The organism is Streptomyces sp. NPDC031479, from assembly GCF_055581065.1.
In genome coordinates, this window is the sequence record NZ_JBVIKC010000021.1 from 121,456 (window position 1) to 137,307 (window position 15,852).

Here is a 15,852-nt window from a genome sequence, read left to right on the forward strand (position 1 = left end):
GTGCGGCCGGTCATCCGGTGGAGGCTGCCGCGCGCCTTGAGGAGTTCGGCGGCGAAGCCGGGCAGCGAGGTGCGGAAGCCGAGCGACATGTGGGCGGCGACCTCGCGGACGCTCCAGCCCGCGCACAGGGACGGGGCGACCCACTGGGCGGGGGTGAGGGTGTCCAGTACGTCGGCCAGCTCGCGGCGTTCGGCGGCTGTGGCACGGAGGACGGCCCCTGCCGGGCGCAAGCGGTGCCGGGCGCGGGTCCGGGGTCGCGGAGCGTCGAGGGGGGGACGGCAAGGCGGGCCGGCCGCGGCGGGTGGGGGCTCGGGAGGGGGCGGGGCGGGCGGCCCGTGACAGGACGCCGGGCGGGTGGCAGGATCGCCCGCATGTTCCGCGTACCTCCCCGTATCTCCCGGCGCCGCGCCCTCCAGGGCCTGGTCGCCGTGGTCGGTGTGCTCGCGGCGCTGCTCTGGTGGCTGAACCCCTTCGGGCAGCCGGAGCTGAAGGGGGACCTGACCTTCAGCACGGGCGTCCGTACGGGCGTCTACCACCGCTACGGCCAGCTGCTGGAGCAGGCGCTCGCCAGCGACCTGCCCGGGGTCAGGGTCCGGCTGGAGACCAGTGAGGGATCGCAGCAGAACCTTCAGCGCGTGGCCGACGGGACGGCCGACTTCACGGTGGCGACGGCGGACGCGGTGTCCAAGTACCGGCTGGACGGCAAACCGGGAGCGTCGCGGCTGCGCGGGGTCGCCCGGCTCTACGACGACTACGTGCAGCTGGTGGTGCCCGCGGGCTCCCCCGTGCAGTCGGCCCGCGACCTGCGCGGCAAGCGGGTCGCGGTGGGCCAGGACGGTTCGGGGGTCCGGCTGATATCGGAGCGGCTGCTGACGGCGGCGAAGCTGGACCCGGCGAAGGACATCACGCCGGTCTCGATCGGCATCGACACCATGCCGGCGGAGCTGGAAGCGGGCCGGATCGACGCCTTCTTCTGGTCGGGCGGACTGCCGACGAACGCGGTGCGCGAGCTGTCGGAGCGTTTCGACATCCGGCTCGTGCAGCTGGGCGACCTGGTGGAGAGGCTCCAGGCCAGCGGGAGCCCCGCCCGGTACTACCGCCCCGCCGTGATGCCGCAGGACGCGTACGCGCGGGCCCGCAACACCTCGTCGGTGGCCACCCTGGCCGTGCCGAACCTGCTGGTGACCCGTGAGGACACCAGCGAGGCGCTGACGGAGCAGTTCACCCGCACGGTGATCCTCAGCCGCGACCGGATCGGGCACGAGGTGCACGCGGCGCAGCTGGTGGACCTGCGGACGGCGATCTACACGGACCCGCTGGACCTGCACGAGGGGGCCCGGCGGTACTACCGCTCGGTCAAGCCGTAGCGGAACCGCCGCCGGGCTGCAGCATCATCGCGGCGGCGGCCGCCCCGATCAGCCCGGCGTGGGTGCCCAGTGCGGCCGGGACGACCCGCAGGTCCCGGACGAAGGACAGGGTCGCGTACGAGGCCAGGTGGCGCCGGACCGGTTCGAAGAGGGTGTCCCCGCTTGCGGCGACCCCGCCTCCGATGACGGCGATGTCGGTCTCGACCAGGGTCGCGGTGGCGGCGATGGCGGCGGCCAGGGCGCGGCCGGCCCGGTCGAAGGCGGCCAGGGCCACCGGGTCGCCGGCTTCGGCGGAGGCGGCCACGCCGGCCGCCGTCGGGTCGGGGCCGCTCCAGCCCTGCTCCCGGGCCCAGCGGGCGATGGCGGTGCCCGAGGCCAGGGATTCGACGCAGCCGCGGCCTCCGCAGACGCAGGGCTCCCCGTCGAAGGCGACGCTGATGTGGCCGATGTGACCTGCGTTGCCGGTGGGGCCGGCGTGGAGCTGGTGGTTCAGGATCAGGCCGCCGCCGACACCGGTGGAGACCACCATGCACAGGGCGTTGGCGTGTCCCCGGGCCGCGCCGAGCCAGTGTTCCGCGGCCGTCATCGCCACGCCGTCGCCCGCCAGGACGACCGGGATCCGGGCGCCGCGCGCCCGCAGTTCGGCGGCGACCCGCTCCTGGACGGGGAAACCGCGCCAGGCACCGATGTTGACCGGGCTCACCGTGCCCCGGGACGTGTCCACCGGGCCCGCGCTGCCGATGCCGCACCGTACGGCCTGCTCCCACATCGGGGCTCCGGACAGGTCCGCGACGACCTCGCCGACGGCCGCCATGACCGCTTCGGCGTCGCCGGCGCGCGGGGTCGGGCGGCGGGTGACGGCGGTCATGGTGCCGTCGGGGTGGACCAGGGCCCCCGCGATCTTCGTGCCGCCGATGTCGATCGCCACGGTCGGTCCGGTGGCCGCGGCGACGGTGCGGGGCGCGGGGAGGGCTGAGGTGGGGCTGGTCACGGTGGGCGCTCCTGAGAAGGGTCGGATTTCAGTATGCGGCCGGGGGCGGGGACGTACTCTCGCGGGGTTCCAGCCGGGGCAGCTCGCTCTCCCGGGCGCGGGGCGGGCCACCGGCGAGGACGGCCAGGAGTTCCTCGGCGGCGAGCCGGCCGAATCCGGCGGTGTCGCGGACCAGGGCGGTCAGCCGCGGGTGGGTGACCCGGCACAGGGCGGAGTCGTCCCAGGCCACGATCGAGAGCCGGCCGGGGACGGGGATGCCCAGCTCGGCGGCGACGGCGCTGCCGGCCACCGCCATCACGTCGTTGTCGTAGACGAGGGCGGTGGGCGGCTCCGGTTCGGCGAGGACCCGGCGGGTGGCGGCGGCGCCCTCGCTGTCGGAGTAGTCGGTGGGCACGGAACGCACCTGCCCCGCCGGAAGTCCGAGCCGTTCGGCCTCGGCGCGCAGCGCGGCGACGCGTCGGGCGGTGTGGGCCAGGCCGGGCAGGCCCGCGATGTGGACGATGCGGCGGTGGCCGAGCCCGTGGAGGTGGTCCAGGACCTCGGTCATGGCGCGGGAGTCGTCGGCCCAGACGCGGGACACGGACGGCTGTCCGCCGCCCCCGACCCCGACCCCGCCCTCGCCGCCGTCGCCGTCCCCGTCGCCGTCGCCGTCGCCGCCGATCAGGACGGCGGGCAGGCCGAGTCCGGCGAGGAGTTCCGGGCGCGGATCGCTCGTACGCGGGTCCACGACGAGGACCCCGTCCACGCGGCGTTCGGCCCACCAGCGTCGGTGGACGGCGCATTCGGCCTCGATGTCCTCGACCACCTGGAAGAGCAGCGCGATCCGTTCGGCGGAGAGCACCTCCTGGATGCCGGAGACCAGTTGGAGGAAGAAGGATTCGACGCCGAGGGTGTGCGCGGGACGGGCCAGGACCAGGCCGACGGCGCCGGAGCGCTCGCCGGACAGGGCGCGGGCCGCGCTGTTGGGCTGCCAGCCGAGCTCCTCGGCGACCCGGCGGACCCGGGCACGGGTCTGCTCGGACACCCCGGGGCGGCCGTTGAGCGCGAAGGAGACGGCGCTCTCCGACACGCCGGCCCGACGGGCGATGTCCTTGATGGTGGGTCTGCGGGCCATGCCTGCCTCATCCCTCGGTGACGTGGACTGCGATGGGCGGACCGTACGCGATCCTGCCCTGACAGGCCGCCTTCACCGCCAGCCAGTACCTCCCGGGGGCGGTGGTGAGGGGCGGGGCGATCTCGAACGAGGGCTCGGCGGGGCGGTCCGGCCGCACGCACAGGGGCTGCGCGGCGGGCCCGGCGAGCCGCCAGGTGCCGTACGGGGAGGCGAGGTACGCGGTACCGGTGAGGGCGCTGCGGATCCCGGTGCTGCCGACCCGGACCCGTACACGGACCCGCTCGCCCGGGGCCACGGTGACCGCGGGCCCGATGACCCGGACCCAGAGCCGGGCCGGCACCGGGCCGCCGGGGACGGTGACGGTGAGGGCGTCCTCGAACTCCCCCTCCGGGGTGGCGGCGAGGACCCGGACCAGGTGCTCCCCCGGGGCCGCGCCGGGGTCGGGCCGCACGGTGAGGGGGATCCGGGCGTGGCCGCCCGGCGGGAGCTCCAGGGTCCGGCGGGTCCAGGCGGCCCGCCAGCCGTCGGGGGCGCGGACCTCCAGGGTGACGGGGCCCGCGGCGGCTCCGTGCGCGGCCGCGGTGACGGTGGCGTCGTCGGGGGTTCCCCGGCAGGTCACCGTCCAGGGGGCGTCGCCGAGCGGGGCGGTGCCGGTGTTGTGGAGCCAGTAGCGGCTGAACACGGGCTGGATCGGCTCGCGTTCGCCGGCCCGCGCGGGCATGCCGGAGCGGGTGGGGAGCAGCAGGGTGGTCGTGGCGGCGCCGTCGACGCGTCCGCCGAAGGGGCCCCGCGGCCGGTCCAGGAGGTCGGCCTCGACGGCGTCACCCGCTGGCTCCGCCGACCGGGCCACGACCGGGAAGGCCGGGCGGCCGTGGGTCTCGCGCAGCCTGACGGCGAGGTCAGCGCCGCCCTCGGCCCTCTTCACCGCCTCCACGAGGACCCGGTCGGCCGGTTCCACGACGAGGAGGGACCGGGCGGGCGGACGCGGCCCGGGGCCGGGGGCGGCCGTCACGGCGGTCAGCGGCTTGTTGAACTCCCGCCCGCGGCGCGGCAGATCGGCCTCCCGCCAGTCCCCGTGGCCGGCGACCAGGGCGTGTTCGAAGACGTGGGTCCAGTGCTGGAGCTGGAAGGAGCTGCCGTCGGGGGTGGTGCGGCGGGGCGGGTCCATCCACTCCCCGCTGGGGCGGCCGGTACAGGAGCGCAGCAGGGTGCTGTGGAGGCGGCCCCGTGTGTCGATCGCGAAGCTGGGCGTCCCGCGAACGAGGACCCCGACCGTCCGCCCCGCGTACGGCACTTCGCGGGGCCCGGCCACCGGCGCCGGGGCGGCCGCCACGGACCGTACGACGGCTCCGGGGCGGTCTCCGGCGTGGCCTCCGGGCCGGTCCCCAGCGGGGTCTTCGGCGTGGTCTCCAGCCCGGTCCCCGGCGGGGTCTTCGGCGTGCCCTTCCGGCCGCTCCCCGGCGCGCTCTCCAGGCCGGTCCCCGGCGAGGGCCGGCGGCGGCGGGACCAGGCGGCCCGTCGTGGTCAGGTCCGCGGCCAGGCGCCCCGGCGGCCCGGTGTGCACGAGCACCGGCAGGTCGCGCGGGCCGGTCAGGTCGCAGCCGGGCACCCACAGTTCCCGCAGCGGGGCCCGGGCGGGGATCCAGGCCCGCGCGTGTTCCCGTAGCGCACGCCCGTACGCGGGACCGGCCGAGGCCAGCACCGTCGCCGTGAAGGGGTTCCGCCCGGGGCCCCCGAGCGCGATGCGGAAGTCCGGCAGGCTGCTGTCCACCGCCAGGTCGCCCCAGCGCGGCCCGCCGGGCCGGGTCGGGGTCGCCGTGACACCGAGGCGGCCCAGGGCGGTGACGAGCTCCCGCAGGCCGGGCGGAGCCGCACCCTCCGGCAGCACGATCTCGCAGGCCCCCAACGCCCGGCCGACACCGTCGGCGCAGTCCCCATCGACACCGGCACCACCGGCACCGCCCGCGTCGGCGCGGTCGCCGGGCCCGGTCAGGGGCGCCGACAGGGCGAACCAGTTCAGGCAGGCGCTGTCCAGGGTCCACGGCGCCCGGGTGTGATCGGCCCCGGCATCCGCCTCCGGGAAGGCGAAGCCGCGCCCGACCGCCGCCGCGGCGGTCTCCGCGACCGGCAGCGCCCCGGGCACGTCGGCGGGTATCCGCAGCCTCAGCAGCGTGTCGCTGCCCTCGAAGTCGACGCGGGTGGTCAGTTCGACGCGGTCCAGGCCGTCCCACAGGGTGGTCACGCGGGTCCAGCGGACGGGACCGGTCCGCCCCTCGGAGACGATCCGCGAGCCCAGCGGCCCCCGTTCCGCCCGGCAGGACCGCGCGGGCGCGCCGCCCGAACCGGTGCCGGGCCCCTTGGGCAGCAGGTGCCAGGGCCCCTCGCCGAAGTACGGGTGCTGCGCGTGCTCCTCCTGGACGACCAGTTCGTCCACCTCACCGGGGGTGATGATCTCCTGGCCGGTGCGCCGGTGGAGCAGCCGGGTGAGGCCGCCGCCGCGCTCCGGGTCCGCCTCGGCGCGGAAGAGGCCGTTCTCGACCGCGGTACCGGCCGCGGGCGCCCACCCGCCGGAGAGCGGCTCCGGCGAGGCCGCCAGCCACCAGGTGCGGTGGCCGAGCGGGGGCACGTCCGCGGCGAGGAAGACCACGTGCGCGCCCCCGCCCCCCACGGCCTCCAGGTGGACGGCGGCGGCGCGTCCCTCGGCGTCGAGCACGGCCAGGCGGGCGGCCCCGTCAGCGGTCAGCCCCACCGCGGCCAGGTCCACCCGGGTCCGTACGAGATCGGTCCGGGTCCACGACAGCGGGTTGTGCACGGTCACGGCGAGCGGGCCGGGACCGCGGGTGTCGGCGGCGGCGGTGAGCGCTGCCAGCGCCTCCTCCCGTACGGCGCCCGCCAGTTCGTGGGCCTCCCGCCAGGTGGGCAGGAGGTCCAGGTAGACCTGGTCGGAGAAGGTCCCGGTGACGGCGTCGTGGTGGGCGGCGTGCAGCAGGTGCCGCCACGCCTTGGCGAGGGTGTGGCCCGGGTGGGTCAGCAGCCCCTCGGCGCAGGCGAGCGCGGCGAAGGCCTCGGCCTGCTCCAGGAGGTTCTCGGCGGCGCGGTGGGCCTGTTTCACATCGGCGTAGCTGACGTCCTTGCCGGTGTAGACGGGGCCCATCTCCCGGGTCACGGGCAGCGGCCGCTCACCCCGTGCGGCGAGTTCGGCCCGGACGGCGTCGAAGTGGGCGCGCGGACCGGAGTGTTCCATGCGCGGCCAGCGGTAACGGCGGTTCCAGGCGTGCTGCACGTCCAGGCCCCAGCGGTGCGGCCAGGAGAAGTCGGTGCCCATCGGGATCAGGACGTTCTTCGTGGCGGCGGCGGGGCGCAGCAGTTCGTAGAGCTCCAGCAGCCGTTCGGCGGCGGCTTCGGCGTCCGGTGCCCGGTGGGAGGGCCAGCCGGCGGAGTAGTGCGCGGGCAGGTAGTGCAGCAGCAGACCCTCGCCGCCGGGCGCGATCCACTCGTACTCGGCGGGCAGTTGCATCGCGGCGGGCGCTCGCAGGGCCTCGCCCCAGGCGTCCATCATCGGGCCCCACTGGTGGTGGGGGCCGCGGGCGAGGACGGCGGAGTCGAGTCCGCAGCCGGCCATCAGGGCGGGGAAGGAGGGGTCGTGGCCGAACACGTCGAGCTGCCAGGCGGTGCGCGGGTCGGCGCCGAGGGTGGCGCGGTGCAGGGCCAGGCCGTGGACGGCGCTGCGGACGGTGCTCTCGGCGGAGGTGAGGGTGGTGGAGGGCTCGTTGTAGGTGCCTCCGACGATCTCCAGGCGGCCCTCGGCGATGAGGGCGCGCAGTTCGGCGCGGTCTTCGGGGTGGGCGTCCCAGTACGGCTTGAGGTAGTCGGTCTCGGAGAGGACGAAGCGGTACGCGGGGTCGTCGCGGGCCTGTTGGAGGTGGAGCGGGACCAGGGTGAAGGCGGGGACTCCGACGTACTCCCAGGCGGGTCGGGGCGCGCCGGGTGCGGGCGGGGCGTCCCACAGGGCGGTGTAGGCGGCCTGGGTGTTCCACCACAGGGGGTCGTAGTGGAAGTGCGGGACGAGCCGTACGGTCCAGCCCGGTTCGGCGACGGTGAGGGTGAACGGCAGCTCGGCCAGGGTCCGTCCGTCGGGGGTGGCGACGCGGGCGGTGGCCGGGATCCGGATGCCGGGCGGTGCGCCGGCGGTGTCGACGCCGACCTCGACGGTGGACCCCGCAGCCCCGCCGGCGCACTCCTCGGCGGTGTCGGCGCGCAACAGGCGGGGATGCGGGGTGTGCAGGCCGGGGCCGCGCACGGTGACGCACAACGGGCCGGCGGGGCGGCTCCTGCGCACGCAGATCCGCACCGCCTGCACGGGGGATGCGGACGGGCCGACGAAAAGGGCCGGGGTGGTCACGGACGTGACCGAAATACCGCTGTCCATTTGCGCACCCTTCCTCGTGCGGCCGAAGGCAAATCAACTAAACCGCATTAGCGCACTCAGGTTCCTCACCCACAGCCCTTCTGTCAACGGGACTGAAGCGCTTAAGCAGCAGCGCACGCGCCGTGATCGGAATGGCGGCCGTGAAGGCCCTGTTGACTTCCCCGACGGGGCGCGGCAGCTTATGCGCATCCGGCGAATTCCCCTGAACTCCAGGACCTTTCATGCACCAGGCGGCCCCACGGACCCTGCGTTTCGGCGCGAATTACACCCCGACCCGGGGCTGGTTCCACCATTGGCTGGACTTCGACCTCGACGAGGTCAGGGCCGACCTCGACTCCATCGCAGCGCTCGGTCTGGACCATGTGCGGGTGTTCCCCCTGTGGCCGGTGTTCCAGCCGAACCGCACCCTGATCCGGCCGCGGGCCGTCGAACAGCTCGTGGCGCTCGCCGACGCGGCCGCCGAGCGCGGCCTCGACGTCAACGTGGACGGTCTCCAGGGGCACTTGTCCAGCTTCGACTTCCTGCCCGCCTGGACCGGGACCTGGCACCGGCGCGGCATCTTCACCGACCCGGAGGTCGTGGCCGGGCAGGAGGAGTACCTGCGCACCCTGGCCGGCGCCCTCGCAGACCGGCCCAACTTCCTGGGCATGACCGTCGGCAACGAGATCAACCAGTTCTCCGACGCCCCCCACCCCGACCCCGACCGGATCACCCCGGCGCAGGCCGCCCACTGGCTGGGCCGGATGCTCGCCGCCTGCGAGCGGGGCGCGCCGGGACGGCTGCACCTGCACGCCGAGTACGACGCCGTCTGGTACCGGGAGGGCCACCCCTTCACGCCCGCCCAGGCGGCCCGGCTCGGCGGGGCCACCGCCGTGCACTCGTGGGTGTTCAACGGCACCGCGCAGCGCCACGGCCGCAGCGGGACGGCCACCGAGCACCACGCCGCGTACCTGATCGAACTGTCCAAGGCCTGGGCCGCGGACCCGCGCCGCCCGGTGTGGCTCCAGGAGGTCGGGGCGCCCGCGCCGCTGGTCCCGCCCGAGCACGCGGCGCGGTTCTCCGAGGCCACCGTGGCCGCCGCGCTGGACTGCCCGGACCTGTGGGGCGTCACCTGGTGGTGCTCGCACGACGTGTCCAGGGAGCTCGCGGACTTCCCGGAGCTGGAGTACGGCCTCGGGCTGCTCACCAACGACCGCCGCGCCAAGCCCGTCGCGGCCGCCGTCGCGCGGATCGCCGGGGCCTGGCGGGGCCGGGAGCACCGCCCCGCCCTACGGTCCACCGCGCTCGCGCTGGACGCGGGCGGGACCGGGACGGACGAGGCGGCCCCCGGGCGGGCGGCCTGCGCCCCGGGCGGCGCGTTCTTCGAGGCCTGGGCGGTGCTGGCGGCGCGGGGGGTGCGCCCCGCAGTGGTCCTGGAGGAGCACGCCGGGGACCCGGCCCGGCTGGCCGAACGCGGCATCACCGAAGTACTGCGCGTGCACGACGTGATCCGACCCCCTTCCCCCTCGTGAGGAGCCCGCATGTCCGAGACCTGCAACGGCGCCGATCCTCGTACCCCCGCCACCGCGACCTCCCCCACCCCCGCCGCTGCGGCAGCGCCCGCCGCCCGGCCCGCCGCGCGCCCCACCCGGCGCGCGCTCCTGGCCGCGGGTGCCGCCGGGGCGGGGGCGGCCGCCCTGCCCCGGCCCGCCTCCGCGGCGCCGGCCCCCGCCCCGGCCTCCGGCGCCGTCCCGGCCGCACCGCCGCCCGCCCTGGCCCCGTACGCCTCCTACTGGTTCCCCGAGTCGCTCCCCTCCGGCACCCCGGGCCCCGGCATCGTCTGGCGCTCCCTCGCCGACTGGTCCCCCGGGTCCGACCCGGACCTGGCCCACAACACCGCGTCCGTGCCGCTGGCCCCGCGGTTCGCCCCGGTGCCGGCGAACCGCACCGCCCGCGCCGGCCGGGCCCGGATCTCCGCCCTGGTCTCCTTCGGTCCCACCGCGGGCAATCCCTCCCAGGGTTCGGCGACCGCCGACCACTACGCCCTGAGCCACTGGGCGTACCTGGACGAGCTGGTCTTCTGGGGCGGCTCCGCCGGAGAGGGCATCGTCCTCGCCCCGAACGCGCCGGTGGTCGACGCCGCCCACCGCAACGGGGTCCCGGTCCTCGGGAACGTCTTCCTGCCGCCCGTCGCCTACGGCGGGGACCTCCAGTGGACCCGCGACCTGGTCCGGCGGGACCCCCTCGGCCGCTTCCCGCTGGCGGAGCGGCTCGTCGAGGTGGCCCGCGCGTACGGCTTCGACGGCTGGTTCGTCAACGCCGAGACGGACGGCGGGGACGGCGCGCTCGCCACCCGGACCCGGGAGTTCCTGCACGCCCTGCGGGCGGCCGGCTCCCCGCACGGGCTGCGGATCACCTGGTACGACGCCATGAACAGCACCGGCCGGGTCGGCTGGCAGGGTGCCCTGAACGCGCTCAACCAGGAGTTCTTCGAGGACCGGTCGGGGAAGGTCACCGACTCTCTGTTCGTCGACTTCCGCTGGACCGCGCGGAGCCTGGCGGAGTCGGCCGCGCTCGCCGAGCGCCTCGGCCGCTCCCGCCACGAGCTGTGGGCGGCCGTGGACACGGAGTCCCGCGGCTGGGACACCCGGGTCGACTGGGACGCGATCCTCCCGCGCGACCGCGACCACGTCGTCAGCCTCGGCCTGTACCGGCCCGAGTGGACCCGCAACCACCTCACCGACCGCTCGCCCGGCGCCTTCCACCGGGCCGACGACCGGTTCTGGACGGGCGAGTCCCTGGATCCGGCCCGTCCCGCGCCCGAGCCCCCGTCCGGCTGGCGGGCCCCGGCCACGGCGGTGACCGACCGGTCCACGGTCGCCGCCCTGCCCTTCGGCTGCTCGTTCAACACCGGGCACGGACTGCGCTGGTACGAGGGGGGCGCGGTCGCCTCCGACACGCCCTGGAACCACCTCGGGCTCCAGGACCGGCTCCCCGGCCGCCGCTGGGTGGTGGACACCGCCGGGGAGCGCCCCTCGGTGACCCTGGACTTCGCGGAAGCCTGGCGCGGCGGCTCCAGCCTGCTCGTCGCCGGGAACCTCGCCGCACCCGCGTCGATCGGCCTGCACGCCACCCGGCTGGCGCTGACCCCCGGGGCGGTCGCGGAGCTCGTCCACTCCGGCGGGGCGTCGGTGGAGCTCGGTGTCGCGACCCGGGAGGCGGCCGGCCCCGGCGAGCCCGTGCCGTACACCTGGCTGGCGGCGGCCGGGCCGGGCGGCGGCCGGGGGTGGCGGACCTCCCGCGTGGCGCTCGCGCCGCTGGCCGGGAAGACCGCGTACGCCCTCGCCGTACGGATCACCGTGCCCGGGAAGAAGGCGGTGTCCTGGCGGCTCGGCGCCCTGACGCTGCGCGACACCGACCGCCATCGGCCCCCGGCCGCTCCCGCGCACCTGAAGGTCGACGCCGCGGCCCGGCGGGGCGCGGAAGCCGAGCTCCGCCTCTCCTGGGAGCGGGCGCCGGGCCCGGTCCGCCACTACGAGCTGCACCGCCTCCTCCCGGACGGCACCCGCCGCTTCCTCGGCGGCACCTGCGGGACCGCCCTCCACCTCCCCTCCGTCACCCGCGCCGGCACGGAGCGGGCGGCCGCCTTCGAGCTGAGGGCCGTCGACGAGACGTACGCCGCCTCCGCACCGGCCCGCACCACCCTGCCCTGGCGGGCCGGCTAGCCGGTGTGGGGCTCGGTGCGCGGGACGGCGACCGTGACGCGCAGCCCGTGCGGAGGGTTCGTCGCGTAGGAGAGGGTCCCGCCGCCCGAGGCGAGCAGGGCGCGGGAGATGGAGAGCCCGAGCCCGGACCCCTTGACGTTCTGGTGGCGGCCGCTGCGCCAGAAGCGGTCACCGACGCGCAGCAGCTCCTCCTCGGTCAGGCCGGGCCCCCGGTCGGCGACGACGACGAGCGCGCTGCGGCCCTCGACGGCGACCGACACCTGCACCTCCTCGCCCTCCGGCGTGAACTTCAGGGCGTTGTCGATGACGGCGTCGAGGGCGCTGGAGAGCGCGATGGGGTCGGCCCAGCCGGTGACGGCGGTCCGGCCCGTCTCGGTGAGCCGTACGCCCTTCTCCTCGGCGTACGGCCGCCAGGCGGCGACCCGTTCGGCGGTGAGGGCCCCGATGTCGGTGAGGCTGATCTCGGCGGAGGCGTGCTCGGCGAGCGCCAGGTCCAGCAGGTCGTCCAGGACCTGGGCGAGGCGTTTGCCCTCGGTGCGCACGGAGGCGATCTCCTCGTTCCCCTCGGGCAGTTCGAGGGCGAGGAGCTCGATGCGCAGGAGCAGCGCGGCGAGCGGGTTGCGCAGCTGGTGGGAGGCGTCCGCGACGAACGCCCGCTGCTGCTCCAGTACCTCTTCGACGTTGTCGGCCATCTCGTTGAACGAACGGGCCAGGCGGCGGAGTTCCGGAGGGCCGCCGGAGGCCGCGACGCGGGAGTTCATCCGGCCGGTGGCGATGCCGTGCGCGGCCGCGTCCAGGGTCCGCACGGGCTTGAGGACCCAGCCGGTGAGGCGCAGGGCCGCGCCGAACGCGAGCAGCATGGCGGCGGCGAGGCCGGCGGCGATGATCAGCCAGCCGCGCAGGATCGCGCCGCGCATCTGTTCGGTGGGTGATTCGGTGGCGACGACGGCGACGACGTCCCCGTCGAGCACGACCGGGGAGACCACGAGGAGCTTGCCGTCGGTCTGCCAGGGCCACACCTGCCCGGGGTCGTGGCTGCGGCGTCCGGCGAGCGCCTCCTCGAAGGCCCGACGGCCCTCCCCCGACTCGGGGAGCTGCCACCAGCCGGGGGCGCGGACCATGGCGTTGTCGTCGCGGTAGAAGATCCCGACGCGGATCCCGTACAGCTCGTGGTAGCGGGCGAGTTCCAGCTGGAGGGTGTCGCGGCGCTCGTCGGCGCCGGTGGAACCGGAGCCCTCGGCGTCGATGACGAACTGGGCGAGGGCCGCGAAGCGGGCGCTGTCGTCGATCCGGTCGACGACCACCTTCTGCTGCTGGGCGGCGGCCAGGCTGACGGCGAGGGGGAAGCCGAGCGCGAGCAGCACCCCCGCCATGAGGACGACGAGGAGCGGGAGCAGCCGGGCACGCACGGCGGGACCCCTAGGGCGCGGCCGGGGTGACGAGCCGGTAGCCCACCCCGCGGACGGTCTCGATGAGCGCGGGCATCCCCAGCTTGGAGCGCAGCGAGGCGACGTGCACCTCAAGGGTGCGGCCGGTCCCTTCCCAACTGGTGCGCCACACCTCGCTGATGATCTGTTCGCGGCGGAAGACCACGCCCGGCCGCTGCGCGAGCAGGGCCAGCAGGTCGAACTCCTTGCGGGTGAGCGGCACGTCGGCGCCGTTCACGCTGACCCGGCGGGTCGGGAGCTCGATGGCGACCGCGCCGAGCCGCACCAGCGCCGGAGTGCCGTTGCCGCCGGCGGTGGCGGCGGACTCCTCGGAGCCCCCGGTGCGGCGGGCGACGGCGTGGATGCGGGCCAGCAGCTCGCCGGTGTCGTAGGGCTTGACCACGTAGTCGTCGGCGCCCATGTTCAGGCCGTGGATGCGCGAGCGCACGTCGGCCCGCGCGGTGACCATGATGACCGGCGTGGCGGTGCGCTTGCGGATCTTGCCGCAGACCTCGTAGCCGTCCTGGTCGGGCAGGCCGAGGTCGAGCAGGATCACCCCGTAGGGGGAGGCGCCGGACGGGGCACCGGCCGGCAGCAGCGCCTGCAGGGCCTCCTCGCCGTTGCGGGCGTGGGTCACCTGGAAGCCGTGCCGGGCGAGGATCGCGGACAGGGCGGCGGCGACGTGGTCATCGTCCTCGACGAGCAGCAGTCTCATGGCGTCCCCCTTTCCTCGATTCCTGGATGTGTACACGGGCACCCTGCATCCACGCCCATGAAGAGTCCCACGTCAAGGGGGTTACGGTCCGGCGAGTCTTCTGTTATCCACCCGGTACGGGCGAAACGTGCCGGGGGCGGGTGTCACGTACGGAGCGTATCGGCGCGAGGCCGGATCGTTATGCTCAATTCTCCCTCAGATGTGATGACGCTGTGCGCAACCCGTCACTACTGTCCTCCCAACCGACGGAGGACGGAGCAAGAAGCCGATGAGCGGAGTATCAGTGACCAAGGACGTTCAGGACGCGGCGGGAGCCGCGGACGGCCTGGTCGTACTGAGCAACGTCAACAAGCACTTCGGCGCGCTGCACGTGCTTCAGGACATCGATCTGAGCATTGCCCGCGGTGAGGTCGTCGTGGTGATCGGTCCTTCGGGATCGGGCAAGTCCACGCTGTGCCGGACGATCAACCGGCTGGAGACGATCGACTCGGGGAGCATCACGCTCGACGGGAAGCCGCTGCCGGCCGAGGGCAAGGAACTGGCCCGGCTGCGTGCCGACGTGGGCATGGTCTTCCAGTCGTTCAACCTGTTCGCGCACAAGACGGTGCTGCAGAACGTGATGCTGGGTCAGCTCAAGGTCCGCAAGACGGACCAGGCGACCGCCCTGGAGAGGGCGAAGTCGCTGCTCGACCGGGTGGGCGTCGGCTCGCAGGCCGACAAGTACCCGGCCCAGCTGTCCGGAGGCCAGCAGCAGCGCGTCGCGATCGCCAGGGCGCTCGCGATGGAGCCCAAGGTGATGCTCTTCGACGAGCCCACCTCGGCGCTCGACCCGGAGATGATCAACGAGGTGCTGGAGGTCATGCAGCAGCTCGCGGCCGAGGGCATGACGATGGTCGTCGTCACGCACGAGATGGGCTTCGCCCGCTCCGCCGCCAACCGGGTCGTCTTCATGGCCGACGGAAAGATCGTCGAACAGGCCACGCCCGAACAGTTCTTCAGCAACCCGCGCAGCGACCGCGCCAAGGACTTCCTGTCGAAGATCCTGCACCACTGACGCCCGCGTCTGGTAGTGATCCGGTCGACGGCGCACGCCGTCGCCACGACGTGCCCCGCTCGTCGTCCAACAACGTCTCATCCGAGGGAAGTTCACCATGAAGGTTCTCAAGGTCGGCGCGGCCGCCGCCACGGCCGTCGTCCTCGCCCTGACCGCGACCGCCTGCGGCGGCGGCTCGAAGGACTCGGCCTCCGACGCGGGCGCGTCGGGCGGCGGCAAGTCGGACAAGATCGTCATCGGCATCAAGTTCGACCAGCCCGGCCTGGGCCTGAAGACCCCCGACGGCAAGTACACCGGCTTCGACGTGGACGTGGCCACGTACGTGGCCAAGGAGCTGGGCTACCAGCCGGACCAGATCGAGTGGAAGCAGGCCGTCAGCGCCGAGCGCGAGAACCTGATCTCCAACGGCGACGTGAAGTTCATCGCCGCGACGTACTCGATCAACGACAAGCGCAAGGCGAAGGTCGACTTCGCGGGCCCGTACTTCCTGGCCCACCAGGACCTGCTGGTCCGCACCGACGACAGCAGCATCACCAAGGTCGAGGACCTCAACAAGAAGAAGCTCTGCTCCGTCACCGGCTCCACCTCGGCGCAGAACGTCAAGAAGGACCTGGCCAAGGACGCCGACCTGCAGGAGCTCCCGGGCTACTCCGAGTGCCTGACGGGCCTGGAGAACAAGGCCGTTGACGCGCTGACCACGGACGACTCGATCCTGGCCGGCTACGCCGCGCAGGAGAAGAACAAGGGCAAGTTCAAGCTCGTCGGTCTGAAGATGAGCAACGAGAACTACGGCATCGGTCTGAAGAAGGGCGACAAGGAGCTCCAGACCAAGATCAACGCCGCGCTCCGGAAGATGGTCTCGGACGGCTCCTGGGAGGCGGCCGTGAAGAAGAACCTCGGCCCGGCCGACTACAAGAACGAGCCTGCCCCGCAGATCACCGAAGGCAGCTGATTTCCCGGTGGGGGGGGGGGGGGGGGGGGGGGGGGGGGGGGGGGGGGGGGGGGGGGGGGGGGGGGGGGGGGGGGGGGGGGGGGGGGGGGGGGGGGGGGG

At 74.8% G+C, this 15,852-nt stretch carries 10 protein-coding genes; 5 read left to right on the plus strand and 5 right to left on the minus strand.

The genetic code is table 11. The features are described from left to right. Positions 1–371: 371 nt before the first annotated feature. A complete protein-coding gene (locus tag ACZ5D2_RS23405) occupies positions 372–1,367 on the plus strand; it encodes a TAXI family TRAP transporter solute-binding subunit (protein WP_371676359.1) in 996 nt (331 codons plus the stop codon). On the opposite strand, the gene ACZ5D2_RS23410 is transcribed toward ACZ5D2_RS23405, so the two are convergent. Genes ACZ5D2_RS23410 through ACZ5D2_RS23420 form a run of 3 tightly spaced genes read right to left on the minus strand, consistent with a single transcriptional unit; the run spans position 1,357 to position 7,901 of the window. After that, entirely contained in the window at positions 1,357–2,358 is a 1,002-nt protein-coding gene (locus ACZ5D2_RS23410) for an ROK family protein (protein WP_371676360.1), read from the minus strand. The two genes, ACZ5D2_RS23405 and ACZ5D2_RS23410, sit on opposite strands and share 11 nt — an antisense overlap. Before the next feature lie 28 nt (positions 2,359–2,386). Then, the gene (locus ACZ5D2_RS23415; RefSeq protein WP_371676361.1) at positions 2,387–3,472 is read right to left on the minus strand and encodes a LacI family DNA-binding transcriptional regulator; all 1,086 of its coding nucleotides are present in this window, start codon (positions 3,470–3,472) and stop codon (positions 2,387–2,389) included. A 7-nt stretch (positions 3,473–3,479) separates the two neighbouring features. After that, a complete protein-coding gene (locus ACZ5D2_RS23420; protein WP_371676362.1) occupies positions 3,480–7,901 on the minus strand; it encodes a glycoside hydrolase family 38 N-terminal domain-containing protein in 4,422 nt (1,473 codons plus the stop codon). 221 nt (positions 7,902–8,122) lie between these two features. Between ACZ5D2_RS23420 and ACZ5D2_RS23425 the strand changes: the two genes are divergently transcribed. Together ACZ5D2_RS23425 and ACZ5D2_RS23430 are read left to right on the plus strand one after the other, a co-directional pair. Next, on the plus strand, positions 8,123–9,412 hold the full coding sequence (locus tag ACZ5D2_RS23425) for a glycoside hydrolase 5 family protein (RefSeq protein ID WP_371676363.1): 1,290 nt from the start codon (positions 8,123–8,125) through the stop codon (positions 9,410–9,412). Between the two features lie 9 nt (positions 9,413–9,421). After that, entirely contained in the window at positions 9,422–11,605 is a 2,184-nt protein-coding gene (locus ACZ5D2_RS23430) for an endo-beta-N-acetylglucosaminidase (protein WP_371676364.1), read from the plus strand. On the opposite strand, the gene ACZ5D2_RS23435 is transcribed toward ACZ5D2_RS23430, so the two are convergent. Then, a complete protein-coding gene (locus ACZ5D2_RS23435) occupies positions 11,602–13,014 on the minus strand; it encodes a sensor histidine kinase (protein ID WP_371676365.1) in 1,413 nt (470 codons plus the stop codon). The genes ACZ5D2_RS23430 and ACZ5D2_RS23435 overlap by 4 nt on opposite strands. A gap of 10 nt (positions 13,015–13,024) precedes the next feature. Further along, positions 13,025–13,747 (minus strand): response regulator transcription factor, encoded by a 723-nt coding sequence (locus ACZ5D2_RS23440; RefSeq protein WP_371676366.1) that lies wholly within the window; start codon positions 13,745–13,747, stop codon positions 13,025–13,027. A gap of 268 nt (positions 13,748–14,015) precedes the next feature. On the opposite strand from ACZ5D2_RS23440, the gene ACZ5D2_RS23445 reads away from it, so the two are divergent. Both ACZ5D2_RS23445 and ACZ5D2_RS23450 read left to right on the plus strand, forming a co-directional pair. Further along, entirely contained in the window at positions 14,016–14,801 is a 786-nt protein-coding gene (locus tag ACZ5D2_RS23445; protein ID WP_371676367.1) for an amino acid ABC transporter ATP-binding protein, read from the plus strand. Positions 14,802–14,898: 97 nt separating this feature from the next. Next, the gene (locus ACZ5D2_RS23450; RefSeq protein ID WP_371676368.1) at positions 14,899–15,753 is read left to right on the plus strand and encodes a glutamate ABC transporter substrate-binding protein; all 855 of its coding nucleotides are present in this window, start codon (positions 14,899–14,901) and stop codon (positions 15,751–15,753) included. The last annotated feature ends 99 nt before the right edge of the window (positions 15,754–15,852 follow it).

Bases quoted from the DNA above. Each gene is read 5' to 3' on its own strand.
- ACZ5D2_RS23405 (WP_371676359.1), top strand. From the start codon at position 372: ATGTTCCGCGTACCTCCCCGTATCTCCCGGCGCCGCGCCCTCCAGGGC.
- ACZ5D2_RS23415 (WP_371676361.1), bottom strand. From the start codon at position 3,472: ATGGCCCGCAGACCCACCATCAAGGACATCGCCCGTCGGGCCGGCGTG.
- ACZ5D2_RS23420 (WP_371676362.1), bottom strand. From the start codon at position 7,901: ATGGACAGCGGTATTTCGGTCACGTCCGTGACCACCCCGGCCCTTTTC.
- ACZ5D2_RS23425 (WP_371676363.1), top strand. From the start codon at position 8,123: ATGCACCAGGCGGCCCCACGGACCCTGCGTTTCGGCGCGAATTACACC.
- ACZ5D2_RS23430 (WP_371676364.1), top strand. From the start codon at position 9,422: ATGTCCGAGACCTGCAACGGCGCCGATCCTCGTACCCCCGCCACCGCG.
- ACZ5D2_RS23440 (WP_371676366.1), bottom strand. From the start codon at position 13,747: ATGAGACTGCTGCTCGTCGAGGACGATGACCACGTCGCCGCCGCCCTG.
- ACZ5D2_RS23445 (WP_371676367.1), top strand. From the start codon at position 14,016: ATGAGCGGAGTATCAGTGACCAAGGACGTTCAGGACGCGGCGGGAGCC.
- ACZ5D2_RS23450 (WP_371676368.1), top strand. From the start codon at position 14,899: ATGAAGGTTCTCAAGGTCGGCGCGGCCGCCGCCACGGCCGTCGTCCTC.